24 protein-coding genes and 1 other RNA gene are annotated in these 22,406 nt (G+C 61.5%); 15 read left to right on the forward strand and 10 right to left on the reverse strand.

Going from position 1 to position 22,406, the window contains the following annotated elements:
* The first annotated feature begins 329 nt into the window (after positions 1-329).
* The 3 genes from dnaK (at position 330) to ACM5SV_RS32775 (ending at position 3,973) form a co-directional block, all read left to right on the forward strand.
* Entirely contained in the window at positions 330-2,246 is a 1,917-nt protein-coding gene (dnaK, locus tag ACM5SV_RS32765) for a molecular chaperone DnaK (protein WP_012759674.1), read from the forward strand.
* 86 nt (positions 2,247-2,332) lie between these two features.
* The gene (gene dnaJ / locus ACM5SV_RS32770; RefSeq protein WP_222015037.1) at positions 2,333-3,460 is read left to right on the forward strand and encodes a molecular chaperone DnaJ; all 1,128 of its coding nucleotides are present in this window, start codon (positions 2,333-2,335) and stop codon (positions 3,458-3,460) included.
* A gap of 312 nt (positions 3,461-3,772) precedes the next feature.
* On the forward strand, positions 3,773-3,973 hold the full coding sequence (locus tag ACM5SV_RS32775) for a hypothetical protein (RefSeq protein ID WP_012759672.1): 201 nt from the start codon (positions 3,773-3,775) through the stop codon (positions 3,971-3,973).
* 160 nt (positions 3,974-4,133) lie between these two features.
* On the opposite strand, the gene ACM5SV_RS32780 is transcribed toward ACM5SV_RS32775, so the two are convergent.
* Positions 4,134-4,499, reverse strand: coding sequence for a helix-turn-helix domain-containing protein (locus tag ACM5SV_RS32780; RefSeq protein WP_003544369.1), 366 nt, complete (start codon positions 4,497-4,499; stop codon positions 4,134-4,136).
* A gap of 469 nt (positions 4,500-4,968) precedes the next feature.
* On the opposite strand from ACM5SV_RS32780, the gene recF reads away from it, so the two are divergent.
* From recF to ACM5SV_RS32795, 3 genes are read left to right on the forward strand one after another with little or no spacing between them, the layout of a single operon-like run.
* Positions 4,969-6,093, forward strand: a complete 1,125-nt coding sequence (recF, locus tag ACM5SV_RS32785) for a DNA replication/repair protein RecF (protein ID WP_222015036.1) — start codon at positions 4,969-4,971, stop codon at positions 6,091-6,093.
* The gene (locus ACM5SV_RS32790; RefSeq protein ID WP_012759670.1) at positions 6,090-6,914 is read left to right on the forward strand and encodes a molybdopterin-synthase adenylyltransferase MoeB; all 825 of its coding nucleotides are present in this window, start codon (positions 6,090-6,092) and stop codon (positions 6,912-6,914) included. The genes recF and ACM5SV_RS32790 overlap by 4 nt, the downstream gene beginning before the upstream one ends.
* Positions 6,911-7,459: a GNAT family N-acetyltransferase gene (locus ACM5SV_RS32795; protein ID WP_245460405.1), complete on the forward strand. Its 549-nt coding sequence runs from the start codon at positions 6,911-6,913 to the stop codon at positions 7,457-7,459. The genes ACM5SV_RS32790 and ACM5SV_RS32795 overlap by 4 nt, the downstream gene beginning before the upstream one ends.
* Here ACM5SV_RS32795 and ACM5SV_RS32800 read toward each other — a convergent pair.
* Complete coding sequence (locus ACM5SV_RS32800; protein ID WP_012759668.1) at positions 7,413-8,414, reverse strand: 2-hydroxyacid dehydrogenase; 1,002 nt, start codon at positions 8,412-8,414, stop codon at positions 7,413-7,415. The genes ACM5SV_RS32795 and ACM5SV_RS32800 overlap by 47 nt on opposite strands.
* 184 nt (positions 8,415-8,598) lie before the next feature.
* Here ACM5SV_RS32800 and ACM5SV_RS32805 point away from each other — a divergent pair, with 184 nt between their 5' ends.
* On the forward strand, positions 8,599-9,138 hold the full coding sequence (locus ACM5SV_RS32805) for an SH3 domain-containing protein (protein ID WP_113546604.1): 540 nt from the start codon (positions 8,599-8,601) through the stop codon (positions 9,136-9,138).
* On the opposite strand, the gene ACM5SV_RS32810 is transcribed toward ACM5SV_RS32805, so the two are convergent.
* The gene (locus ACM5SV_RS32810; protein ID WP_017995667.1) at positions 9,131-10,123 is read right to left on the reverse strand and encodes an adenosine kinase; all 993 of its coding nucleotides are present in this window, start codon (positions 10,121-10,123) and stop codon (positions 9,131-9,133) included. The two genes, ACM5SV_RS32805 and ACM5SV_RS32810, sit on opposite strands and share 8 nt — an antisense overlap.
* Before the next feature lie 518 nt (positions 10,124-10,641).
* Here ACM5SV_RS32810 and ACM5SV_RS32815 point away from each other — a divergent pair.
* On the forward strand, positions 10,642-11,589 hold the full coding sequence (locus tag ACM5SV_RS32815) for an AEC family transporter (RefSeq protein ID WP_012759665.1): 948 nt from the start codon (positions 10,642-10,644) through the stop codon (positions 11,587-11,589).
* A 120-nt stretch (positions 11,590-11,709) separates the two neighbouring features.
* Here the strand turns inward: ACM5SV_RS32815 and ACM5SV_RS32820 are convergent, their stop codons facing one another.
* Complete coding sequence (locus ACM5SV_RS32820) at positions 11,710-12,273, reverse strand: c-type cytochrome (RefSeq protein WP_012759664.1); 564 nt, start codon at positions 12,271-12,273, stop codon at positions 11,710-11,712.
* A 154-nt stretch (positions 12,274-12,427) separates the two neighbouring features.
* On the opposite strand from ACM5SV_RS32820, the gene ACM5SV_RS32825 reads away from it, so the two are divergent.
* A complete protein-coding gene (locus ACM5SV_RS32825; RefSeq protein ID WP_113546605.1) occupies positions 12,428-13,183 on the forward strand; it encodes a 3-deoxy-manno-octulosonate cytidylyltransferase in 756 nt (251 codons plus the stop codon).
* A 10-nt stretch (positions 13,184-13,193) separates the two neighbouring features.
* Positions 13,194-14,048, forward strand: coding sequence for a prephenate dehydratase (locus ACM5SV_RS32830; protein ID WP_003544355.1), 855 nt, complete (start codon positions 13,194-13,196; stop codon positions 14,046-14,048).
* 130 nt (positions 14,049-14,178) lie between these two features.
* Here ACM5SV_RS32830 and ACM5SV_RS32835 read toward each other — a convergent pair whose 3' ends face one another.
* The 5 genes from ACM5SV_RS32835 to ACM5SV_RS32855 form a co-directional block, all read right to left on the reverse strand.
* Complete coding sequence (locus ACM5SV_RS32835) at positions 14,179-14,547, reverse strand: VOC family protein (RefSeq protein ID WP_113546606.1); 369 nt, start codon at positions 14,545-14,547, stop codon at positions 14,179-14,181.
* A 236-nt stretch (positions 14,548-14,783) separates the two neighbouring features.
* Entirely contained in the window at positions 14,784-15,044 is a 261-nt protein-coding gene (locus ACM5SV_RS32840) for a hypothetical protein (protein WP_113546607.1), read from the reverse strand.
* 72 nt (positions 15,045-15,116) lie between these two features.
* Positions 15,117-15,812, reverse strand: a complete 696-nt coding sequence (locus ACM5SV_RS32845) for a helix-turn-helix transcriptional regulator (RefSeq protein WP_012759661.1) — start codon at positions 15,810-15,812, stop codon at positions 15,117-15,119.
* Between the two features lie 4 nt (positions 15,813-15,816).
* The gene (nudC, locus tag ACM5SV_RS32850; RefSeq protein WP_113546608.1) at positions 15,817-16,776 is read right to left on the reverse strand and encodes an NAD(+) diphosphatase; all 960 of its coding nucleotides are present in this window, start codon (positions 16,774-16,776) and stop codon (positions 15,817-15,819) included.
* Positions 16,773-17,183: an HIT domain-containing protein gene (locus tag ACM5SV_RS32855; RefSeq protein WP_113546609.1), complete on the reverse strand. Its 411-nt coding sequence runs from the start codon at positions 17,181-17,183 to the stop codon at positions 16,773-16,775. Before ACM5SV_RS32855 ends, nudC begins: the two co-directional genes overlap by 4 nt.
* Before the next feature lie 89 nt (positions 17,184-17,272).
* Between ACM5SV_RS32855 and ffs the strand changes: the two genes are divergently transcribed.
* The 3 genes from ffs to ACM5SV_RS32870 all read left to right on the forward strand — a co-directional run bounded on the left by ffs (position 17,273) and on the right by ACM5SV_RS32870 (position 19,635).
* Positions 17,273-17,369: signal recognition particle sRNA small type (ffs, locus tag ACM5SV_RS32860), an RNA gene on the forward strand.
* Between the two features lie 44 nt (positions 17,370-17,413).
* Positions 17,414-19,291: a DNA polymerase III subunit gamma/tau gene (locus ACM5SV_RS32865; RefSeq protein WP_222018021.1), complete on the forward strand. Its 1,878-nt coding sequence runs from the start codon at positions 17,414-17,416 to the stop codon at positions 19,289-19,291.
* 20 nt (positions 19,292-19,311) lie between these two features.
* The gene (locus ACM5SV_RS32870) at positions 19,312-19,635 is read left to right on the forward strand and encodes a YbaB/EbfC family nucleoid-associated protein (RefSeq protein WP_003555794.1); all 324 of its coding nucleotides are present in this window, start codon (positions 19,312-19,314) and stop codon (positions 19,633-19,635) included.
* 27 nt (positions 19,636-19,662) lie between these two features.
* Here ACM5SV_RS32870 and ACM5SV_RS32875 read toward each other — a convergent pair whose 3' ends face one another.
* On the reverse strand, positions 19,663-20,292 hold the full coding sequence (locus ACM5SV_RS32875; protein ID WP_012759657.1) for an MOSC domain-containing protein: 630 nt from the start codon (positions 20,290-20,292) through the stop codon (positions 19,663-19,665).
* 57 nt (positions 20,293-20,349) lie between these two features.
* On the opposite strand from ACM5SV_RS32875, the gene recR reads away from it, so the two are divergent.
* Positions 20,350-20,955 (forward strand): recombination mediator RecR, encoded by a 606-nt coding sequence (gene recR / locus ACM5SV_RS32880; RefSeq protein WP_003544338.1) that lies wholly within the window; start codon positions 20,350-20,352, stop codon positions 20,953-20,955.
* Positions 20,956-21,129: 174 nt separating this feature from the next.
* Positions 21,130-22,401, forward strand: coding sequence for a lytic murein transglycosylase (locus ACM5SV_RS32885; protein ID WP_222005009.1), 1,272 nt, complete (start codon positions 21,130-21,132; stop codon positions 22,399-22,401).
* Positions 22,402-22,406: the final 5 nt, after the last annotated feature.

Here is a 22,406-nt window from a genome sequence, read left to right on the forward strand (position 1 = left end):
TCAGATTCGCGCCTCGCGCTTAAGGTCTTTGTTTTACGCATGTCGTTGTCGCAAAACCGCCACACAGTTTTGCGCGACATGCCGTAAAAAACGACCGCTTTCCGGACATGGGGCGACCTCTTTCCCGGCTACTGTAAAAATTGAACGCAACACATTCGTTTTGCTGGATTCCGGGGCATTTCTCGCCTTGCAGTCCAGAAAACCGCTCCTTATATACGCCGCATCACCGCAATCACGATTGCGTAATCTCAAGTAGACCCATCCCGTAAGGGGCTGTCAGGGAAATGCCTTCTCGGGGTTCCGACAGCTTGCTTCAAGGAGAGAATGACATGGCAAAAGTAATTGGTATCGACCTTGGAACGACGAATTCCTGCGTCGCAGTCATGGACGGCAAGGACGCGAAGGTTATCGAGAATGCGGAAGGTGCACGCACGACCCCTTCCATGGTGGCATTTTCCGAAGATGGCGAACGCCTCGTCGGCCAGCCGGCCAAGCGCCAGGCAGTCACCAACCCGACGAACACGCTCTTTGCAGTCAAGCGCCTGATCGGCCGCCGATACGAAGATCCGACCGTCGAGAAGGACAAGCACCTCGTTCCCTTCACCATCGTCAAGGGCGACAATGGCGACGCCTGGGTCGAAGCCAATGGCAAGGGCTACTCGCCCGCACAGATTTCCGCGATGATCCTTCAGAAGATGAAGGAAACCGCCGAATCCTATCTCGGCGAAAAGGTCGAGAAGGCCGTCATCACCGTTCCCGCCTACTTCAACGACGCGCAGCGCCAGGCCACCAAGGATGCCGGCCGCATCGCTGGTCTTGAAGTCCTGCGCATCATCAACGAGCCGACCGCCGCAGCGCTGGCCTACGGCCTCGACAAGAAAGAAGGCAAGACGATTGCCGTCTACGACCTTGGCGGCGGCACCTTCGATATTTCGATCCTCGAGATCGGTGACGGCGTCTTCGAAGTGAAGTCCACCAATGGCGATACTTTCCTCGGCGGTGAAGACTTCGACATGCGTCTCGTCGAATATCTCGTCGGTGAGTTCAAGAGGGACAACGGCATCGACCTGAAGAACGACAAGCTTGCCCTGCAGCGCCTCAAGGAAGCTGCGGAAAAGGCAAAGATCGAGCTTTCGTCCTCGCAGCAGACCGAAATCAACCTGCCGTTCATCACCGCCGACGCCTCCGGCCCGAAGCATCTGACGCTGAAGCTGACCCGCGCCAAGCTCGAGAGCCTGGTCGACGATCTCGTCCAGCGCACGATCGCGCCCTGCAAGGCAGCACTCAAGGATGCCGGTGTCACCGCTGCCGAAATCGACGAAGTGGTTCTCGTCGGCGGCATGAGCCGCATGCCGAAGGTGCAGGAAGTCGTCAAGCAGCTGTTCGGCAAAGAGCCGCACAAGGGCGTTAACCCGGATGAAGTCGTGGCGCTTGGCGCCGCGATCCAGGCCGGCGTTCTGCAGGGCGACGTCAAGGACGTCCTGCTCCTCGACGTGACGCCGCTGTCGCTCGGCATCGAGACGCTCGGCGGTGTCTTCACCCGCCTGATCGAACGCAACACGACGATCCCGACGAAGAAGAGCCAGACGTTTTCGACCGCCGAGGACAACCAGCAGGCCGTGACCATCCGCGTTTCGCAGGGCGAGCGTGAAATGGCTGCCGACAACAAGCTGCTCGGCCAGTTCGACCTCGTCGGCCTGCCGCCGTCGCCGCGCGGCATGCCGCAGATCGAAGTCACCTTCGACATCGACGCCAACGGCATCGTCCAGGTTTCGGCCAAGGACAAGGGCACCGGCAAGGAACAGCAGATCCGCATCCAAGCTTCCGGCGGTCTTTCCGACTCCGACATCGAGAAGATGGTGAAGGATGCCGAAGCCCATGCCAGCGAAGACAAGAAGCGCCGCGAGGCGGTCGAAGCCCGGAACCAGGCCGAAAGCCTGATCCATTCCTCGGAAAAGTCGCTGAAGGATTATGGCGACAAGGTTTCCGAGGCCGACCGGACCGCGATCTCGGATGCGATCGCCGCGCTGAAGACGGCGTCGGAAGCATCGGAGCCCGATGCCGACGACATCAAGGCCAAGACTCAGACGCTGATGGAAGTGTCGATGAAGCTCGGCCAGGCGATCTATGAAGCACAACAGGCCGAAGGCGGCGCTGCTGGCGATGCCTCCGCGGAAGGTGGCGACAATGTCGTCGATGCCGACTACGAGGAAATCAAGGACGACGACCGCAAGAAGTCCGCGTAATCCGCGACGGCGTGGTTATGCTTCAACACCTGATCCGGCTGCTCACCATGGCAGCCGGAAAATCCATTTCCGGGGTTTAATCCTTAATGGCAAAAGCGGACTTTTACGAAACTCTGGGTGTAGCCAAGACGGCGGACGAGAAAGAGCTGAAAAGCGCCTTTCGCAAATTGGCGATGAAATTCCATCCGGACAAGAACCCGGATGACAAGGACGCCGAGCGGAAGTTCAAGGAAATCAACGAAGCCTACGAGATGCTCAAGGACCCGCAGAAGCGGGCGGCCTATGATCGCTATGGCCATGCGGCCTTCGAGCATGGCGGAATGGGCGGCGGTGGCGGCGGATTTGCCGGCGGCGGTTTCTCCGACATTTTCGAGGATATCTTCGGCGAGATGATGGGTGGTGGGCGCGCGCGCCAGCGCTCGTCGGGCGGCCGCGAGCGTGGCGCCGATCTTCGCTACAACATGGAAATAACGCTGGAAGAATCTTTCTCCGGCAAGACGGCGCAGATCCGCGTTCCGACATCGATCACCTGCGACGTCTGTTCCGGTTCAGGCGCCAAGCCCGGCACGCAGCCGAAGAACTGCGGCACCTGCCAGGGAACGGGACGCGTGCGCGCGGCACAGGGCTTCTTCTCGATCGAGCGGACCTGCCCGACCTGCCACGGCCGCGGCCAGATCATTCCCGATCCCTGCCCAAAGTGCCACGGCCAGGGCCGGGTGACGGAAGAGCGTTCGCTCTCGGTCAATATTCCCGCCGGCATCGAGGACGGCACCCGCATCCGCCTGCAGGGCGAAGGCGAGGCCGGCGCCCGGGGCGGACCGGCGGGCGATCTCTATATCTTCCTGTCCGTCAAACCGCATGAATTGTATCAGCGCGACGGAGCCGATCTCTATTGCGCCGTTCCGATCTCGATGACGACGGCGGCGCTCGGCGGCACCTTCGACGTGGCGACGCTCGACGGCACCAAGTCGCGCGTGACGGTGCCCGAGGGCACGCAGGTCGGCAAACAGTTTCGACTCAAGAGCAAGGGCATGCCGGTGCTGCGTTCGGTGCAGACGGGCGACCTCTACATACAGATCCAGATCGAGACGCCGCAAAAGCTCACCAAGCGCCAACGCGAACTGCTTCAGGAATTCGAGCAGCTTTCCTCCAAGGAGAATAATCCCGAATCGACGGGCTTCTTTGCCCGCATGAAAGAATTCTTCGAAGGCTGAGCCGCGACCGACATGCCCATTAAGAAAAGCCGGGACGGAAACGTTTCCGGCTTTTTTGTTTTAAGAATCCTGATTTGCGACATTCGCCGTCCATGCCGGCGAATCTGTCCCGGATCGATACGGCGGCGGGCGGGACGACGACTTGCGTTAACGCAGCCAGATGATGCCGCTTGCAAGTTTTCCAAATGAATTCAGTCTCTGCCGTCAGTGCATGACCCCGAGAATCGGAATCGATTTCGGGGTCATGCACCAAATCAAAGTGATAGAGCGTCCTTAGCGCTAGCGGGAACAAACAAACCAAGGGTATCGACCATGGCGCCAGCCTATTCATCTCAGTCCGAAGACGTCGACGTTCTCGCCGGCGCCATCTACACATGGTGCGCCGAGCGCAACATCAAGCTTCGCAGCCAGCAAGGCCTTTCCATCGCCAGCATCGCGATCGACCTCTACCATGCCGGCCACCAGACGCAGGACGATCTGCTGATGGCGCTGCACGAATGCGAGATTCACTGAAGCGCGCGGCATCGAACCTCAATCAGGCGGTCTGCTACCGGTCTTTGTCCTGATGCACGTCATCCCTCCAAGACCACATGCACACCTGCACGTGTCCGGAAATCATCCAGATCTTGAATAGGTCGTGCTTTTCCGTGGGAATCCTGATTGCCCAGTGGAATCAGGCGGCGGTTTCGGCCGCTTCGCCCGTCATGAGGGTGACGATCGTCTTGACCGCTTCCTTGCCTGCCGGTGAGTTCAGCTTGTCGTAGCTCAGCGCGAGCGCATAGGCGTCGGGGCTGAGTTCGACGCGGCTGCCGAATGGCGACATGCCGGCACCCTCGAAGAGAGCAGAGATCTCGACGTCGAGAAAAACCGCGATCTGATGCAGCTTGCTGGCGGAAACGCGGTTCGCCCCCTTTTCGTATTTCTGGATCTGCTGGAAAGTCAGTCCGAGTGCTTCGCCAAGCTCGAGCTGGGAAACACGGCGAAGGGCGCGAAACTGTCTGACGTTGCGACCGACGATAATATCAACCGGATCTGGCACTTCATCACTCTCTTATACATAAACGGTTCGTTTACCATATCGTCTGCGCCAGATAACTCAACCCTGCAGTTGCAAAATTCAACCGACTTTTTTTGGGCATTACGTAACGTCAATAGCCTTAAGGGATGGCGGCAAACCTTGAATATCCGGCGCTGGAAGACATTGCCAATGACTGTCGACGGGATCGGTTTGGCGATGTCAAACCATCTCCGGTGGTTGTATTTTTAACCGAATTTCGAAAGTGCCATGGCTGTCGTTCCATCGGGGGGATGTCGGACACAAGGGCTTTGGTCACGGGATCATCTGGAATATATGTCCTGTGTGGCGCCAGCCGCTGCGTCCCTACATACCATCAAAGACTTAATTTCCCGCAGCGCCGATGGTGCGCGATCCACGGCCAAAGAGCTGCCAGCCTTGCCATCAGCGCCGCTTCGGCTTAGCTGTCACGCTTTACGATTCCGGACATTCGATGCCGCACAAGGTTTCTCTTTCCCGTCTGAAGCTGACAGACTTCCGCAACTATGCGGCGGCGGCCCTTACCCTTGATGGTCGGCATGCCGTACTGACGGGAGACAACGGCGCCGGCAAGACCAATCTCATGGAGGCAGTTTCTCTGCTTTCGCCTGGCCGCGGTCTGCGCCGCGCGGCCTATGGCGACATTACCCGTGTCGGCGCCGCCGGCGGTTTTTCGATCTTCGCCGCACTCGACGGCATGGAAGGCGACGTCGAGATCGGCACCGGCATCGAAACGAGCGAGGAGACCACCGCCCGCAAGCTGCGCATCAATGGCACGACGGCAAAGACTGCCGACGAACTCACCGACCATCTGCGCCTTCTCTGGCTGACACCGGCAATGGACGGCCTCTTTACCGGCGCCTCTTCCGACCGACGCCGCTTTCTCGACCGGCTGGTGCTGTCGCTCGATCCCGCCCATGGCCGCCGCGCCAGCGATTTCGAGCGCGCCATGCGCAGCCGCAACAAATTGCTGGACGAAGGGCGCTTTGATCCCTCCTGGCTTGCTGGCATCGAGGAGCAGATGGCAAGCCTCGGCATCGCCATGGCGCTCGCCCGGCAGGAGATGCTCGGCCTGCTGACCCGGCTGATCGAGGAAACCCGCGAAACGTCGCCCTTCCCTTCGGCATCGCTGCAGCTCTCGGGCTTCATGGACGGTCAGTTCTCGCGCCCCTCGGTCGACCTCGAAGATGACTACGCGGCGATGCTGGCGGAGAGCCGCTACCGCGATGCCGGCGCAGGGCGCACGCTCGAGGGGCCGCATCGGGCCGATCTCATCGTGCATCACCGCGAAAAGGCGATGGAGGCGGAGCGTTGCTCCACCGGCGAGCAGAAAGCGCTGCTAGTCGGCCTGGTGCTTGCGCATGCGCGGCTCGTCGGCAACCTCACCGGCCATGCGCCGATTCTGCTGCTCGACGAGATCGCGGCGCATCTCGATGAGGGCCGCCGCGCCGCGCTATTCGACCTTATCGACGGGCTCGGCGGCCAGTCCTTCATGACCGGAACGGATCGCGCGATGTTTGCGGCACTCGGCGACAGGGCGCAGTTTTTCACGGTTTCCGACGGAAGAGTGTTCGAATGACGGAGGCAGCTTTTCCCGGCGTCGGGCGTCATGATAACATCGGCGCCATGGAACCGCTCAGCCCGGAAGAAATCGCGCGCTATCACCGCCATATCCTGCTGCCCGAGATCGGCGGCGCCGGCCAGCAGAAACTGAAAGCCGCCCGGGTGCTGGTGATCGGCGCCGGCGGTCTCGGTGCGCCGGTCCTGCAATATCTGGCCGCAGCCGGCGTCGGCACGCTCGGTATCGTCGACGACGACCGGGTGTCGCTGTCGAACCTGCAGCGCCAGGTGATCCATGATTCCGGCACGATCGGCGAATTGAAGACGGAGAGTGCCGCCTTCGCCATCGCCAGGCTCAATCCGCATGTCCGGTTGATCCGCTTCGAGGAACGCTTCTCCCCGGAGGCGGGCCGCCGTCAGCTCTCCGGTTTCGATCTGCTGATCGACGGCTCCGACAATTTCGACACCCGTTATGCCGCCGCGGATGCCGCGGATGAAGGGCGCATCCCGCTCGTCACCGGCGCCGTCGGGCGCTTCGACGGTTCGCTGACTGTTCTCAAGCCCTATGAGACGGCTGAGGACGGAACGCCCAACCCCAGATATCGTGACCTGTTTCCGGAAGCGCCGCCGGCCGGGTTGATTCCCGCCTGCGCCGAGGCCGGGATCATCGGCGCGCTGACCGGCGTCATCGGCACGATGATGGCAATGGAGGCAATCAAGCTCGTCACCGGCACCGGTGAACCGCTGGTCGGACGGTTGCTGCTCTACGACGCGCTCTCGGCCCGGTTCGACACCATCCGCTACAAACGACGCCGTACGACACAGAGACAGGCCGGATGACGATTATTTCTCTTAATCAGACCTTCACGCGCTGGGACGAATTGCTGACACTCATCCTCGCCTCCTTCGCCTCGATGAACGGCAGGATCGACCCGCCATCTTCGGCGCTCAAGCTGACGACGGAATCACTGGCCGAAAAGGCCAGGACCGAGATCGGCCATGTCGCCATCGACGGCGAAAAACTGATCGGCTGCCTCTTCCTGCGGCCGGAGGCCGATTGTCTCTATGTCGGCAAGCTCGCCGTCCTGCCTGAGGTACAGGGCAAGGGCCTCGGCAAGCGGCTGCTGACGATTGCCGAGGAGACGGCTGCGGCGCTCGGCCTTCCCGCCTTGCGGCTGGAAACGCGCATCGAACTCACCGACAATCACGCCGTCTTTGCCGCCTGGGGATTTTCCAGAACCGCCGAAAAGGCGCATCCCGGTTTTGCCAGGACGACGTTCGTCGAAATGCGCAAGGTTCTTGCGCCTCCAATCTGCGTCGCCCGACTTACAGCATTCTTCAACGACCCGGCAGTACCCGATTCGGCGGCCTGTGACCGTCGATGAAGGTGCGGATATTGATGATGACCTTGTCGCCCATGTCGATGCGGCCTTCGATCGTCGCCGAACTCATATGCGGCAGCAGCACGACCTTGCCCTCATTGGCGAGCTTGATGAGCCTCGGGTTGACGGCGGGCTCGTTTTCGAAGACGTCGAGGCCGGCGCCGGCGATCCGGCCCTCCCTCAGGCACTTGATCAGTGCAGCTTCATCGACCACGTCGCCGCGCGCAGTGTTGACGAGATAGGCTGTCGGCTGCAGCAGCGCCAGACGGCGGGCCGAGATCAGGTGGAAGGTCGCCGGCGTCGACGGACAATTGATCGAAACGATGTCGACGCGGGCGAGCATCTGGTCGAGGCTTTCCCAATAGGTCGCCTCCAGTTCGTCCTCGACGGCCGGATTGACGCGCTTGCGGTTGTGATAGTGGATCGACAGGCCGAAAGCCTTGGCACGGCGGGCCACTGCCGTGCCGATGCGGCCCATGCCGACGATGCCGATGCGCTTGCCGTGAATGCGCCGGCCGAGCATCCAGGTGGGAGACCAGCCTGCCCACTCGCCCGGCTTGTCGGTCAGCACGCGCGCACCTTCGCCGAGCCTTCTCGGAACAGCGAGAATCAGCGCCATGGTCATATCGGCGGTGTCCTCTGTCAGGACGTTCGGCGTGTTGGTGACGGTGATGCCCTTGCGCGCCGCCGCCTCGACGTCGATGTGATCGGTGCCGTTGGAGAAGCTCGCAATCAGCTTCATCTGCGGTCCCGCCTCTTCGATCAGCGCCGCGTCGATGCGATCGGTGACGGTCGGCACCAGCACGTCGGCGGTCTTGACCGCGGCGATCAGCTCGGCAACGGAGCGCGGCGCGTCGTCGATGTTCAGCTCGGCGTCGAAGAGTTCGCGCATCCGGGTTTCGACGGCATCCGGCAGCTTGCGGGTGATGTAGACCTTCGGTTTTTTCTTCGCTGTCATGGCTGCCTGTGGTGCCTTGTTCAGAGGTCTTTAACCAAGAGGGGTGATAATTTTCCCATCCGGGCATTTTCTACCAGACCCGCACGCGAAGACAAACAAAACTCGTGGTGCAGCCGGGGAATGTCAGAGCCCGGACCGCGAACAGGCCGGGCCTGCCCGCGAATTCGAGCAAACGGAAACTTCCATGCGCAGCAAAGTCCTGACGTCCTGCCTCGCCCTTGCCATCGCTTTGGCTGCATCCATGGGAAGCGTCGAGTTCGCCCATGCGCAGGCGGCCAAGGGGCCAAGCGGACTGCCATTGCCGCGTTTCGTCACGCTGAAATCTAAGCGCGTCAACCTGCGCATCGGTCCGGGAACGGATTACGCCGTTTCGTGGATGTACCTGAAATCCGGCCTGCCGGTGGAGATCATCCAGGAATACGACAATTGGCGCCGTATCCGAGATGCCGACGGCACCGAAGGCTGGGTCAACCAGTCGCTGCTGTCAGGCCAGCGCGCGGCGATCGCCGCCCCGTGGATGAAGACCAAGGGCAAGGGCATCTATGTCAATCTGCGCCGCGAGGCGCAGCCCTCCGCCTCGATCGTCGCGAAGCTCGAACCCGGCGTGATGCTGACGATCGGCGAATGCAACGGCGACTGGTGCCGCGCCGAATCCGACGGCGCCTCTGGCTGGGTGGCGCAGTCGGAGATCTGGGGCGCCTATCCCGGCGAAGCCTTCAAATAAGCCCTGCCTGTTTGGCGGCCTCGGAAAGCGAGCTCATCGGACGCGGGCCGATCTGCTGGATGACGATGCCGGCAGCCAGGCAACCGAGCTTGCCGCAATCCTCAAGCGAACGGCCCTGCGTATAGCCATAGAGGAAGCCGGAGGCGAAGAGATCGCCGGCGCCTGTCGTATCGACCACTTCCCTGATCCTGATGGCGTCGACGTAATAACGCTCTTTGCCCTTGAGGATGACGGCACCGTCCTCGCTCATCGTGACGGCGGCGATCTTGCAATCGGCCGCGATCCTGTTCAGCGCCTCTTCGAAATCGTCGGTCTCGTAGAGTGACAGCGCCTCCTGGCGATTGGCGAAGACGATATCGACCTTGCCTGAGCGCATCAGATCGAGGAATTCGTCGCGATAGCGGCCGACGCAAAAGCTGTCCGACAGCGTCATCGACACTTCGCGGCCGTTTTCATGGGCGATGCGGGCACAATCGAGGATCGCTTCCTTGGCGCGTGGCGGATCCCAGAGATATCCTTCGAAATAGGTAACCTTGGCGTCGGCCACGACGTCGGTCTCGACATCCTCCGGACCGAGCTCGACGCAAGCGCCGAGATAGGTGTTCATCGAACGCTCGCCGTCCTCGGTGACGAAGATCATCGAACGCGCCGTCGGCGGGAAGGTGCCCTTCGGCCGGGTCTGGTAGTGGACGCCCTGGGCGCGGATGTCGTGCGCGAAGATGTCGCCGAGCTGGTCTTGGGCGACATTGCCGAAATAGGCAGCCTTGCCGCCGAGGCTGGCAACGCCCGCCGCCGTGTTGCCGGCGCTGCCGCCGGAAGCTTCGAGCGCCGGTCCCATGCGCGAATACAAGAGTTCGGCGCGTTCGGCATCGATGAGGTTCATCGCCGCCTTGGTGATCTGGTTGTCAATGAGGAACTGGTCGTCGCAACGGGCAATGATATCCACGATTGCGTTGCCGACTGTCAGAACATCGAATCTTGTCATGAAATGGGGGGTCCCGGAGTTTGTGATAGCCGGGGTTTGGTCTTAGCGAAATTTCCGCGGTTTGGAAGGATAAATGGTGGATGGCCTCTCTATTTCTTCGCAAAAGTGCCGCCTATTCGTCATGTCCCTGTCACTTTCGAAATCTAGAAATGCTCGCAAGAAGACCGGCATGAGCAGCTTTCAGTTGCAGCCGGGCGCACGAGGGATGATCCCTTCGATCTTACCGGCGCGTTGCTGACCACGGATGAACTGGCAGCTTCGTGATCCGGGTATCCGGCAAGGCCGGAGCGGAAAAGCGGGCTATGCCCGCTTTTTTTGTTTTGCCGATGCGCCTGATTGGACGGCGGTTGCCTTTTCAATCCAAGCAGTTTGCTGCTACTGCATAATTCCTTAAATCGGAATCGATTTAAGGATAAAATTATGCAGCAATTCAAAGTGCTACAGCGTCCTTTGCGCGTCTGAAAAGACGCGCGGCGCTGTAGACGTCGAATACTCCCCCGCGCAGAGCAGCCTCCCCTATGTCAGCCATCATTCTTGACGTCCTTCCCATCTTCATCCTGATTCTTATCGGCTGGGTGATCGTCCGCAGCGGGTTGATGGCGTCGAATGTCGGCGAAGCGCTCAGCGAATTCGTCTTCAAGATCGCCGTGCCGCTTCTGCTTTTCCGCACCATCGCCGAGGCGGATTTTCATGGCGCCTCGCCTTTTCGCCTCTGGGTCGTCTATTTTTCCGGCGTCGCCATCACTTGGACAGCCGGCCATATCGCCGCCACACGGCTCTTCGGCCGCGACGAACGTATCGGCGTGCTGGCCGGCGTCTCCTCGGCCTTCGCCAATAATATCTTCATCGGCCTGCCGCTCGTCGAGCGGACCGTCGGCGACGAAGGGCTGGTGGCGCTGTCGATCCTGCTTGCCGTGCATCTGCCCGTGATGATGGTCGCCGGCACGGTGTTGATGGAGCATGCCGAGCGCAAGATCGCCGGCAAAAGCGATCGTAGCATGATGCTCGTGCTCCGCCAGATCGCGGTCAATCTCGTGCGCAACCCGCTGGTGATCGGCCTTGCGGCCGGCATGGCCATGCACCTTTCCGGTCTCACCATGCCGACGACGCTGGCAACGGTCGTCGGGCAGATCGCCGGCATTGCCGGCCCGGCGGCGCTGATATCGCTCGGCATGGCGCTGGAGAGATACGGTGTCTCCGGCAATCTCGGCATCGCCAGCGTCACCTCAAGCCTGAAGCTGCTGCTGCTGCCTGGCTGCGTGTGGGCGGCGAGCCGTCTCCTCGGTCTCAGCCCCGAATGGACGGCAGCGATCGTGCTGACCTCCTCCGTCCCGACAGGCGTCAACGCCTGGCTGATCGCCAATCGCTTCGGCGTCGGTCACAGCCTCGCCGCCTCGACGATCACCGTGACGACGGCGCTCGGCGCCATCACGGTCTCGCTCTGGGCCTATTTCCTCGGCGCCTGAAGCGCGTCGTAGTCTAAAAACGGCTGCACAGTTTTGCGCGACATGTTTTAATTGGTTCTCTGCACAGCAAAAAGCCCGGCTTGCGGGCCGGGCTTCGATGTCATCCGATTGTCTGCCGCGTCACTGGGTCGCGGCGTTCGGATCCGGCAGCGGCACCGGCGAATCGGCGAGCGTGTGCAGGTAGAGAATGACGTTGGCGCGGTCCTGATCCTTCGCCAAACCGGCAAAGCCCATGGCGGTGCCCGGGACGTCCTTCTTCGGTGCCAGCAGGAACTTGTTGAGATATTCGAAGGTCCACTTCTCGCTGCTGCCCTTGGAGAAATCCTTCATGGGAGCGGAATAGGCGAAGCCTGCATGCGAGGCGATCGGGCGATCTACGACACCAAAGAGGTTGGGACCGACCTTGTTCGGTCCCCCTTTGGTGCCGTCATGACAGGCCTGACACTTCTTGAAGACCGTTTCACCGGCCTTGGCATCTGCAGAAGCGAGCAATTGCGCGATCGGAACGGCAACGGCAGGCGCAGCCTCGCCGCCAGCGGCGGGCGCCTCTTCGGCAACGATCGCGAAACCTTCCTTTTCCGGTGCTTCGGAATGGAAGATCCCTTCGGACGCGATGGAGACCGACATCAGAACGAAAATCGTTCCGAGCAGCGCCCCGACGGCCGTATTGACGTATGAATTCATCTGCAATGCTCCCCTTGCAGCCGGCAGACCATAAACCGGACCATCTTGAAATCGCGCGGAACCTATGTCTTTTGGTTGATCGTTGCAACTGTCTAAATGGTCTTGTGCGTGAGACTTTTTGACACTTTTCAGCCCGGAATAGAAGGCCCGAACAATGAGTGATTCAAATTTAGACGGCGTGCTCGTATTGATCCCGGCGCGCATGGCCTCCACCCGGCTTCCGGGCAAGCCGTTGGCCGATATTTGCGGTCTGCCGATGATCGTTCAGGTGGCGCTGCGCGCCAGGGAGGCAGCCATCGGCCGTGTCGTCGTCGCCGTCGACGACGCCCGAGTGTTCGATGCGGTGGCCGCCGCCGGCTTCGAAGTCGTCATGACCAGCACGGATCACCAGTCGGGTTCTGATCGGATCTTTGAGGCGCTGACGAAAGTCGATCCGGAGGGCAAGGCGAAAATCATCGTCAACGTCCAGGGCGATCTGCCGACGATCGATCCGGAAACAGTGCGCGCGGCTTTGCGCCCGCTCGAGAACGAGGCGGTCGATATCGGAACGCTGACAACCGAAATCGACAACGACGAGGACAAGACCGCGCCGCACATCGTCAAGATTGTCGGCTCGCCGATTTCCGGCAACCGGCTGCACGCGCTCTACTTCACGCGCGCAACCGCGCCTTACGGCCAGGGGCCGCTCTACCATCATATCGGCCTTTATGCCTATCGGCGTGCGGCACTGGAACGGTTCGTCTCGCTCGGTCCCTCGACACTCGAAAAGCGCGAATCGCTGGAGCAGCTGCGGGCGCTGGAAGCCGGCATGCGCATCGACGCCGAGATCGTTGACACGGTTCCGCTCGGTGTCGATACTCCCGCCGACCTCGAAAAAGCGCGGCGCATCCTCTCCGCAAAGTCGAACTGACGGAACCATCATGAACATCAAGACCAACAGGATCGCCTTCCAGGGCGAATTCGGCGCCAATTCCGACATGGCCAGCCGCGACATGTTTCCGACCATGGAGCCGCTGCCCTGCCAGACCTTCGAGGATGCGTTCACGGCGGTCGACAACGGCGATGCCGATATCGGGATGATCCCGATCGAGAACACGATCGCCGGGCGCGTCGCCGATATCCACCATCTGCTGCCGGAGTCGCGGCTGCACATCATCGGCGAATATTTCATGCCGATTCGCTTCCAGCTGATGGTACTGCCCGGTGTTACCAAGGACGAGATCCGCACGGTCCACAGCCATATCCACGCGCTCGGCCAGTGCCGCAAGATTGTTCGCGCCAATGGCTGGAAACCGGTGATCGCCGGCGATACCGCAGGGGCGGCAAAGCTCGTGCAGGAAACCGGCGACCGCTCGATGGCCGCCTTGGCGCCCCGCCTTGCCGCCGATCTCTACGGGCTCGAGATCATCGCCGAAAATGTCGAGGATACGGAAAACAATGTGACCCGTTTCGTCGTTCTGTCCCGCGACGAGGAATGGGCGCAACGGAACTCGGCGGAAGAAAAGGTCGTCACCACCTTCGTCTTCAACGTCCGCAACATTCCGGCCGCGCTCTACAAGGCGCTCGGAGGTTTTGCCACCAACAACATCAACATGACGAAGCTCGAAAGCTACCAGCTCGGCGGAAAATTCGTGGCGACGCAGTTTTACGCCGATATCGAAGGCCATCCGAACGATCCGAACGTGCGCCGGGCATTGGAGGAACTGCGGTTCTTTTCCGAGAAAGTGCGCATCCTCGGCGTCTACAAGGGGCATGCGATGCGAGGCCTGCTTTAGACAGGATGATTTCAGGCCGGGTCGGCCTAAAATCATCCTGTCTAAATTAATAGTTAGAGCATGATGTTGTCCGAAAACCGCTCACACTTTTCGGCATCATGCTCTCGACAGGCCTCGCGTGTCCCTTAAATTATTTATCCGGCTCACAGACACGCAGCCGATGCCCATCCGGATCGAGCACGACGAAGGTCGGGCCGAAATCCAGTTCGGTCAGTTCCTGGGCGATCGGCAGGCCGCGCTGGCGCCAGTCTTCGTAGTGCCTGGCGACAGCATTTTCTCCCTTGACCATGAAGGCCACTTCGCCGCGATTGCCGATGGCGGAGGGCTGCGGTTCGACCTTGCTGCGCCGCCAGAGACCGAGCGTGAAGCCGCCCTCGAGCGGAAAAGCGACGAAATTCGGCGCCTCCACGGCCGGTTCGCGATTGAGCAGGTTCCGGTAGAAGCTGGCGCTTTCACCTGGGTCCTTGACGTAAAGAATAATGAGATTGGGGCTGGTCATTTCGGTTCTCCCGTTGTTTTAGAATGGCGCCGCGAGGGATCACCTGCTGACAATGGATGGCAGCAGAGTGCAGAGGGCGCAGCGATCGCAACGCCCCGTTCTCGTCGGGTGGAATGTTGATAAGGCTAGGGTGGCCTAAAGCGTCGCGATCTTCAGATTCGCTCCTGGCGCTTTAGGTCTTTGTTTTTACGCATGTCGTTGTCGCAAAACCGCGGCGCACTTTTGCGCGATATGATTTAGAGCGGGAAACGGTCCTCGCAATGCGGGTCGCGTCCATCCATGAAGCCAAGGTCGCGCTTCAGGTAGTCCGGAGTCGCGTCAAGGTCGAGGCTGGTGCGCTCTCCCCTGCGAAATCGGAAAACGTTCATCAACAAGTCCAGCAGGCCGGAGCGCGCTGACTGGCGGACATCGGCAAAAGTCTCGGCCGAAATGACATCGGCAAAGGACTCGGCAGTAAAACGGTCGTTCGCGAAATGAATGGCTGGAGGCGTTACCATGATCAGTACTCCTTTCCTGTTGGATTGGTACTGATAATAACCCGTCCTGCTGACAGTTTATGGCAGCAGCGTTCAGCTCTCGATCGGCACGTCCTGCGTCTCGCGCCATTCCTTGAGGAGCACCGTGCGGCGGCGCGGATAGCGCCCCTCATGCAACGCCATGTCGATGATGCGGTCGGTGCGGAAATGGCGAAAATCCTGGCGCAGTTCGCACCAGGCCATGAGGACGCGCACATGCTCATAATAGCCGAGCCCGAAAGGCCAGACGCGGCGGCGTGAGATACGGCCTTGCTCGTCGCCATAATGCAGTTCGAGGATACGCTCCAGGCGGATCGCCCTGCGGATGGCCGAAACGTCAGCCTTGTCCTCGTCCCTGCGTTTGGGACCGACAAAAAGCGCTGCCGAATCGATCATCTCGCGCATATCGGCCGGCAGCACGGCGGCAATCTTGGCCAGTGCATCGGCGCCGGCACCGGCAAGGCGCGGCTCGGCGGCGCGGGCCACCCAGCGCGAGCCGAGCACCAATGCCTCCAGCTCTTCTTCGGAAAACATCATCGGCGGCAGCATGAAGCCGGGCTTCAGCACGTAGCCGATGCCGGCTTCGCCTTCGATCATCGCGCCCTGGGCCTGCAGGCTGGCAATATCGCGATAGAGCGTGCGCAGGCTCACCCCGGTCTCTTGTGCCAGCACCGTTCCGGTCACCGGTCGCCGGTAACGCCGGAGCGTCTGGAGCAGCGTCAGCAGCCGTTCCGAGCGGGCGACCGGCATGGCGCTAGCGCTTCCACTCCACCCAGTCGCGCATCAGGCGGTGGGCGATCGCCCCTTTCGGCGGCGAGGCCTTGCCTGTCGCGCTCGGGCGTTCCAGCATCTCGATCGTTTCCTCGCGGGTGAACCAGCGGCAATCTTCCAGCTCGGTCTCGTCGCGGCTGATTTCGGTCGATTTCGCCTCGGCATAACAGCCGATCATCAGGGAATGCGGCATCGGCCAGGGCTGCGAGGCATGATAGCGGATGCGCCCGGTGCGGATGCCGGATTCCTCCAGCGTTTCCCGACGCACGGCGTTCTCGATGGTCTCGCCGGGTTCGAGGAAGCCGGCAAGACAGGAATACATGCCGGGCGCAAAATGCGGGCTGCGGCCGAGCAGGCAGAGGTCGCGCTGCTCGTCAACCGTCAGCATGATGACGACGGGGTCGGTGCGGGGGAAGATCATGTGCTCGCAGGCGGCACAGACGCGCTTATAGCCGCCGATGTGGATCTCCATCGCCGAGCCGCAGCGGCCGCAGAAGCGGTTGTCACCGTTCCAGCGGATGAGGCTCGCGGCCTGGGCGAATTCGCCGAGCAACACCTCGTCGATCAGCATTTCGCGAAACAGCGTGCGGCCGTCGGCAGGCTTGTACTGGCTGGTGAGGTCGTCGACATCGATGCCGACGGGAACGGCAAGGCGCGGCTCGCCGGTCTTGCGGTAGCCGAGAAGCACCGTTGCATCCCAATCCGGCTGCAATCCCTGCAGCTCATAGCGGGCAAAGAGCGGGTCAAGCACCTGGCCGTCATGCTTCAGCACCAGCTTATCCCCCGCGAAGGCAAAGATATGGGTGCCTTCCTTGGCCAGCGCCTTCTCGACGGATTGTTCGTCGCGATGCTCGGAATCGCGGTTGAGGTCGTTGGCGGCAAAGGCCGTGAGATTGCTGGGTTCCGGATGCGGCACATCCGAATCGAAAAGCGAATGACTCATGATGAAAAGGCTTCCCGCAGCTTCGCTATAAATTCGTCTCTCTTTCCGTCTTCGTAGGGTTCCGCGCGCCCGAAGCCCCAGACGGGACCCGGCCAATTGGCATCGCCTTCGAAGCGGGCAATGACATGAACATGAAGCTGGCGGACGATATTGCCAAGAGCCCCGACATTGATTTTTGTCGCGCCGGTGATCTCCTTCAGCGCCTTGGTGACCAGCTCCGTCTCGAAGGCAAGCAGCACCTGGTCGAGCGGCGTCAGCTCGAAGATTTCGGTAATGTCAGCCCGGCGCGGCACGAGAATGAGCCAGGGCCAGCGGGCGTCCCTCGACAATCTCAGGTCACAGAGACCGGTGACCATGATGCTGACGCTGTCGTTTTCCAGCCGGGGATCGAGCGCGAAACCTTTCAAAGGGCATTCTCCTCATGTTTTCCAACGACTAGCAGTTTTTTCGCATGTTGGCTTGCTTTTGATGACGATATTGCCGATATGTGCATCCGGGAGGTTGGTGGTGGACGAGCCACTCGCCAACCGGGTCAGGTCCGGAAGGAAGCAGCCCTAACGAGCCCGGCACGGGTCATCGTGCCAGCCTCCCACCTTCTCTCCACGAAGTGCCCGATAGCCGGGCGACAAGCAGGGCGATGAGCGACACCGAGCGACAATCAAAAGATGCCGCCTCGACGGGCACCGGATACCGAGTGCTGGCTCGCAAATACCGCCCCAAGGATTTCACGGACCTGATGGTCGGCCAGGAGCCGATGGTCCGCACCCTCACCAACGCCTTCGAGACCGGTCGCATCGCCCAAGCCTACATGCTGACCGGCGTGCGCGGCGTCGGCAAGACGACGACGGCGCGCATCCTGGCGCGGGCGCTGAACTACAAGACATCAGAAATCGACATGCCGACGATCGACCTTCGCACGCCGGGCGAGCACTGCCAGGCAATCATGGAAGGCCGGCATGTCGACGTGATCGAGATGGATGCCGCTTCCCATACCGGTATCGACGATATCCGCGAGATCATCGAGCAGGTGCGCTACCGGCCGGTTTCGGCGCGCTACAAGGTCTATATCATCGACGAAGTGCATATGCTGTCGACGCAGGCCTTCAACGGCCTGTTAAAGACGCTGGAAGAGCCGCCGGAGCATGTGAAGTTCATCTTCGCCACCACCGAGATCCGCAAGGTACCGATCACCGTGCTGTCGCGCTGCCAGCGTTTCGACCTGCGCCGCATAAGCGCCTCGGATCTCGTTGGGCTGTTCACGACGATCGCGGCCAAGGAAGGCATCGAGGCGGAAGCCGACGCGCTGGCGATGATCGCGCGTGCTGCCGAAGGCTCGGCGCGCGACGGCCTGTCGCTGCTCGACCAGGCGATCGCCCATGGCGCGGGCGTCGTGCAGGCGGAAGCCGTGCGCAGCATGCTCGGCCTTGCCGATCGCGCCCGGATCGTCGATCTCTTCCAGCATATCGTCAAGGGCGATGTGGCCGCCGCACTCGGCGAGTTCCAGAACCAATACGAAGCTGGCGCCAATCCGGTGGTAGTGCTGACCGATCTTGCCGATTTCACCCATCTGGTGACGCGGCTGAAATATGTGCCGGATGCGGCCAACGACCCTTCGCTCAGCGAGGTCGAGCGCACCAAAGCGGCGGAATTTGCCAAGGGCGTTGCGGTGACGACGCTGTCGCGGATCTGGCAGATGCTGCTCAAGGGCATTCCGGAAACGGAAGGCTCGTCACGGACGGCAGGGGCCGCCGAGATGGTGCTGATCCGGCTTGCACATGCCGCCCATCTGCCGGCGCCTGAGGATGCGGCGCGGCGACTTGCCGAATTTTCCGGCGACAATGCCGGCCCGCGGCCCGCGGCTCCGCCGTCCGGCAATGGCGGCGGCAACGGGACACGGGTTTCCTATCAGAACAGTGTCGCGGCGCGCGCCGCGGAAACCGCACCGAGCCCGCCGCAGCCTTCCGCGCCGGTGGCGATGCTGCGTGCCGTGCCGAGCAGCCAGCCCGAGACCATGTCTGTCGGGCGGATCGAGCCAAAGCCCGCGGAAGCCCTGAAGCCGCTCGTCCCGGTCAATTCGGTCAATGATATCGTCAACCTCGCCACCGAGAAACGCGATCCGAAGCTGAAGGCGATGGTGCGCACCTTCCTGCGCCCGGTCCGGATCGAAGCCGGCCGGCTCGACGTCAGCCTGGCTCCCGGTGCGCCGACGACGCTGCTCAACGAGCTTGCCGTCAAGCTGAAGCAATGGACCGGCATCCACTGGATCGTCAGCCTCAGCCGCGACGAGGGCCAGCCGACGCTTGTCGAAGCGGAGGCCAGGACGCGGGAACAGCATGTGATCGACGCGCGCCAGGACCCTGACGTGGCGGCGATCCTTGCGCATTTTCCGGGTGCCAAGATCATCGACGTGCGCGTGCGGGCGCCCGAACCGGAGGAGGAAGGCGAGGCGACGCCGCCGGCCGCCGCCGAATCCGAGGAAGGTGACATCCTGCCGGGCGACGATATAGAATTCTAGGTTTAAGAAGGAGCGAGACGATGCGCGACATCATGGGCATGATGGGCAAAGTCAAGGAAATGCAGGCCAAGATGGAGCAGATGCAGGCGGAGATCGCCGAGCTCACGGCCGAAGGCAAGGCGGGCGGCGGTCTCGTTGCCGTCGTCATATCGGGCAAGGGCGAGCTGAAGAGCCTGAAGATCGATCCGTCGCTGTTCAAGGAAGACGATGTCGAGATCCTCGAGGACCTGATCGTCGCCGCCCACAAGGACGCCAAGGACAAGGCCGAGGCACTCGCCGCCGAAAAGACCAAGGCACTGACCGCAGGCCTGCCGATCCCGCCCGGCTTCAAGCTGCCGTTCTGAGGCGGTCCACATATCAAGGTGTGTGAGCTAGTGTGCTTCGTCGGCTTGGGATTCCAGCATGGCCCGAAGCTTGTAGTGAATTGGGGCCGCGAGATATCGCGCCCGATCTGCGCCCTGAAGCCTTCGGCCGAAGGTCTCCATTAGCTCGGGCATCGTAATCTTGTCTCCCGAAAAAGACGTGTATTCCATCGGCATCCCGGGCTCGACCACGCCGCCTCGGATGACGCGGCAATAGATGCCGGGACGGGCGGCGGCGGTATAACGCTTGACGAATTTCGGATCGACCATCCTGGCGGCGAAGGTGGCGCAGGGCATACGGCATGCAGTGACCTCGAGGATGAGATCGCCAGCGGCGAAGCGGTCACCGACGGCGACGTCGCGATTGTCGAGATCTGATATCACCATGTTCTCGCCGAAAGTACCCGCCTCGTAGGGTCGGCCCAGTTCCTGCGCCCACCAGTCGAGCGTTAGCGATCCCTCGACATAGACCGCCTGGTCGACGCCGCCATGGTGTTTGCGGTTACAGATCGCATCGCCGACAAGACCTTCGGCGTCGATCATCACCGCGCCGTTGACGGCATGTTTGAAGATGCCGGTCTTGTAGCTCTTGCCCGGCAGTCTTTCCGGATTGCCGGTGCACAAGGCCAGGATTTTCATGGGACGGGCAATCCTTCCGCGATTCCGTTTTCGTCCCATATCAGTTAAGAACGGCGCATGGCAAAACGAGTCACCGGCCCCGAAATCGAAAAACTCATCCAGCTTCTGGCGAAGGTGCCGGGCCTCGGGCCGCGCTCGGCGCGCCGGGCGGCACTGCATCTGATCAAGAAGAAGGACCAACTGCTCGGCCCGCTGTCGAATGCAATGGGCGAGGCCTATGACAAGGTGAAGATCTGCTCGCGCTGCGGCAATGTCGATACGGTCGATCCCTGCATTGTCTGCACCGACGTCCAACGCGATCAATCCGTCATCATCGTCGTCGAGGACGTCTCGGATCTCTGGGCGCTGGAACGGGCAGGCGCGATGAACGCCGCCTATCACGTGCTCGGCGGCACGCTGTCACCACTCGACGGGGTCGGTCCTGACGATCTCAATATTCGCGGGCTGATCGACAGGGTCGGCGAAGGCGGCATCCGGGAACTGATCATCGCGGTCAATGCCACCGTCGAGGGACAGACGACAGCGCACTACATCACCGACCAGTTGCAGGGGCTCGATGTGAAGATCACCCGGCTGGCGCATGGCGTGCCTGTCGGCGGCGAACTCGACTATCTCGACGAGGGCACCCTTGCGGCGGCACTTCGGGCGCGGACGGTGATTTAGGGAGGCTTGCGTATGTTGCACCACACCCCCCTCTGCCCTGCCGGGCATCTCCCCCACAAGGGGGGAGATCACAAGTGGCTTTGGTTTCCCGCTTCATTGTCAGCTTGCCGCGCAGAAACGTCGATTGTCGGCGGAAACCTCCGCGCCCAGCCGATCTCCCCACCTGTGGGGGAGATACCCGGTAGGGCAGAGGGGGGTGTTCCACGGCGGCTGCGGATATTCGCACTCACATTGACGGCAGCTCTCCTGCCCCTCTCCTGTTACGCGGCCCCTTCGAAAGCCGATGTCGAGGCGCAGTTCGAGAAATGGGTGCAGAGTGACCTCTGGCCGGAGGCGAAGGCGAACGGCATTTCGGAGAAGGTCTTTCAAGCCGCTTTCTCCGGCATCACGTTGAACTGGAACCTGCCCGATCTCGCCCCGCCCGGTTTCCCGCCGCCGAAGGAGCAGAAGCAGACGCAGGCCGAATTTTCCTCGCCCGCTCCCTATTTCAACGAAGACCAGCTGAAGAAACTTGCCGCAACGGGTCGCGGCTTTGCCGCCCAATACGGCTCGACGCTGAAGCGGATCGAAAAGACCTATGGCGTGCCGGGCTCGATCGTGCTGGCCATCTGGGGCCGTGAGACCGGCTTCGGTGCGGCGAAGATCCCGAATTCGGCGATCGAGGTGCTGGCGACCAAGGCCTTCATGTCGACGCGCAAGGAGATGTTCCGCACCGAGCTGGTGGCCGCACTCCATATTCTCGACGGCGGTGACGTCACACCTGCTAATTTCAAGGGTTCGTGGGCGGGCGCACTCGGCCAGCCGCAATTCATGCCGACCAGCTATCTGAAATATGCCGTGGATTTCGATGGCGACGGCCACCGCAATATCTGGACCTCGGTGCCCGATACGCTCGCCTCGATCGCCAATTACCTGGTCAAGAAAGGTTGGCAGCGCGGCCGCGACTGGGGCTTCGAGGTGTCGATACCGGAGGCGGTTTCCTGCGCGCAGGAAGGACCCGATCTGGCAAAGCCGCTGTCGCACTGGGCCTCGCTCGGAATCGACCGCATCTCCGGCAAGGGCTTTCCCTCCGGCGAGATGAAGGCTGAGGGCATGATGCTGGTTCCGGCCGGCCGCGACGGACCGGAATTCATCGTCACGCCGAATTTCTACATCATCAAGGAATACAATAATTCCGATCTCTACGCGCTCTATATCGGCAACCTCGCCGACCGGATCGCCTATAATGACGGCGCCTTCCAGGGCAGATGGGGTGATGTCGGCAAGATGCTGCGCTCGGATGTCGCCGCCATGCAGAAGGCGCTGGAACGGCAGGGCTATGATGTCGGCGGTTCCGACGGTCTGCCGGGCTACAAGACCCGGCGTTCAATCGGCCAGTGGCAGGCAAAGAACGATATGAAGCCGACATGCTTTCCGGAGGCGACGATGAAGGGCAAGCTGAAGTAACCGGC

This window comes from Rhizobium sp. CRRU65, from assembly GCF_048551595.1.
Lineage (GTDB): Bacteria > Pseudomonadota > Alphaproteobacteria > Rhizobiales > Rhizobiaceae > Rhizobium > Rhizobium leguminosarum_J.

Coding starts and splice junctions, on each gene's coding strand:
- ACM5SV_RS32825 (WP_113546605.1), top strand. CDS start 12,428: ATGAGTGATTCAAATTTAGACGGCGTGCTCGTATTGATCCCGGCGCGC.
- ACM5SV_RS32815 (WP_012759665.1), top strand. CDS start 10,642: ATGTCAGCCATCATTCTTGACGTCCTTCCCATCTTCATCCTGATTCTT.
- ACM5SV_RS32810 (WP_017995667.1), bottom strand. CDS start 10,123: ATGACAAGATTCGATGTTCTGACAGTCGGCAACGCAATCGTGGATATC.
- nudC (WP_113546608.1), bottom strand. CDS start 16,776: ATGAGTCATTCGCTTTTCGATTCGGATGTGCCGCATCCGGAACCCAGC.
- ACM5SV_RS32865 (WP_222018021.1), top strand. CDS start 17,414: ATGAGCGACACCGAGCGACAATCAAAAGATGCCGCCTCGACGGGCACC.
- ACM5SV_RS32840 (WP_113546607.1), bottom strand. CDS start 15,044: ATGGTAACGCCTCCAGCCATTCATTTCGCGAACGACCGTTTTACTGCC.
- ACM5SV_RS32835 (WP_113546606.1), bottom strand. CDS start 14,547: ATGACCAGCCCCAATCTCATTATTCTTTACGTCAAGGACCCAGGTGAA.
- ACM5SV_RS32805 (WP_113546604.1), top strand. CDS start 8,599: ATGCGCAGCAAAGTCCTGACGTCCTGCCTCGCCCTTGCCATCGCTTTG.
- ACM5SV_RS32830 (WP_003544355.1), top strand. CDS start 13,194: ATGAACATCAAGACCAACAGGATCGCCTTCCAGGGCGAATTCGGCGCC.
- ACM5SV_RS32820 (WP_012759664.1), bottom strand. CDS start 12,273: ATGAATTCATACGTCAATACGGCCGTCGGGGCGCTGCTCGGAACGATT.
- ACM5SV_RS32795 (WP_245460405.1), top strand. CDS start 6,911: ATGACGATTATTTCTCTTAATCAGACCTTCACGCGCTGGGACGAATTG.
- ACM5SV_RS32845 (WP_012759661.1), bottom strand. CDS start 15,812: ATGCCGGTCGCCCGCTCGGAACGGCTGCTGACGCTGCTCCAGACGCTC.
- recR (WP_003544338.1), top strand. CDS start 20,350: ATGGCAAAACGAGTCACCGGCCCCGAAATCGAAAAACTCATCCAGCTT.
- ACM5SV_RS32875 (WP_012759657.1), bottom strand. CDS start 20,292: ATGAAAATCCTGGCCTTGTGCACCGGCAATCCGGAAAGACTGCCGGGC.
- ACM5SV_RS32870 (WP_003555794.1), top strand. CDS start 19,312: ATGCGCGACATCATGGGCATGATGGGCAAAGTCAAGGAAATGCAGGCC.
- dnaJ (WP_222015037.1), top strand. CDS start 2,333: ATGGCAAAAGCGGACTTTTACGAAACTCTGGGTGTAGCCAAGACGGCG.
- dnaK (WP_012759674.1), top strand. CDS start 330: ATGGCAAAAGTAATTGGTATCGACCTTGGAACGACGAATTCCTGCGTC.
- ACM5SV_RS32790 (WP_012759670.1), top strand. CDS start 6,090: ATGACGGAGGCAGCTTTTCCCGGCGTCGGGCGTCATGATAACATCGGC.
- ACM5SV_RS32775 (WP_012759672.1), top strand. CDS start 3,773: ATGGCGCCAGCCTATTCATCTCAGTCCGAAGACGTCGACGTTCTCGCC.
- recF (WP_222015036.1), top strand. CDS start 4,969: ATGCCGCACAAGGTTTCTCTTTCCCGTCTGAAGCTGACAGACTTCCGC.
- ACM5SV_RS32800 (WP_012759668.1), bottom strand. CDS start 8,414: ATGACAGCGAAGAAAAAACCGAAGGTCTACATCACCCGCAAGCTGCCG.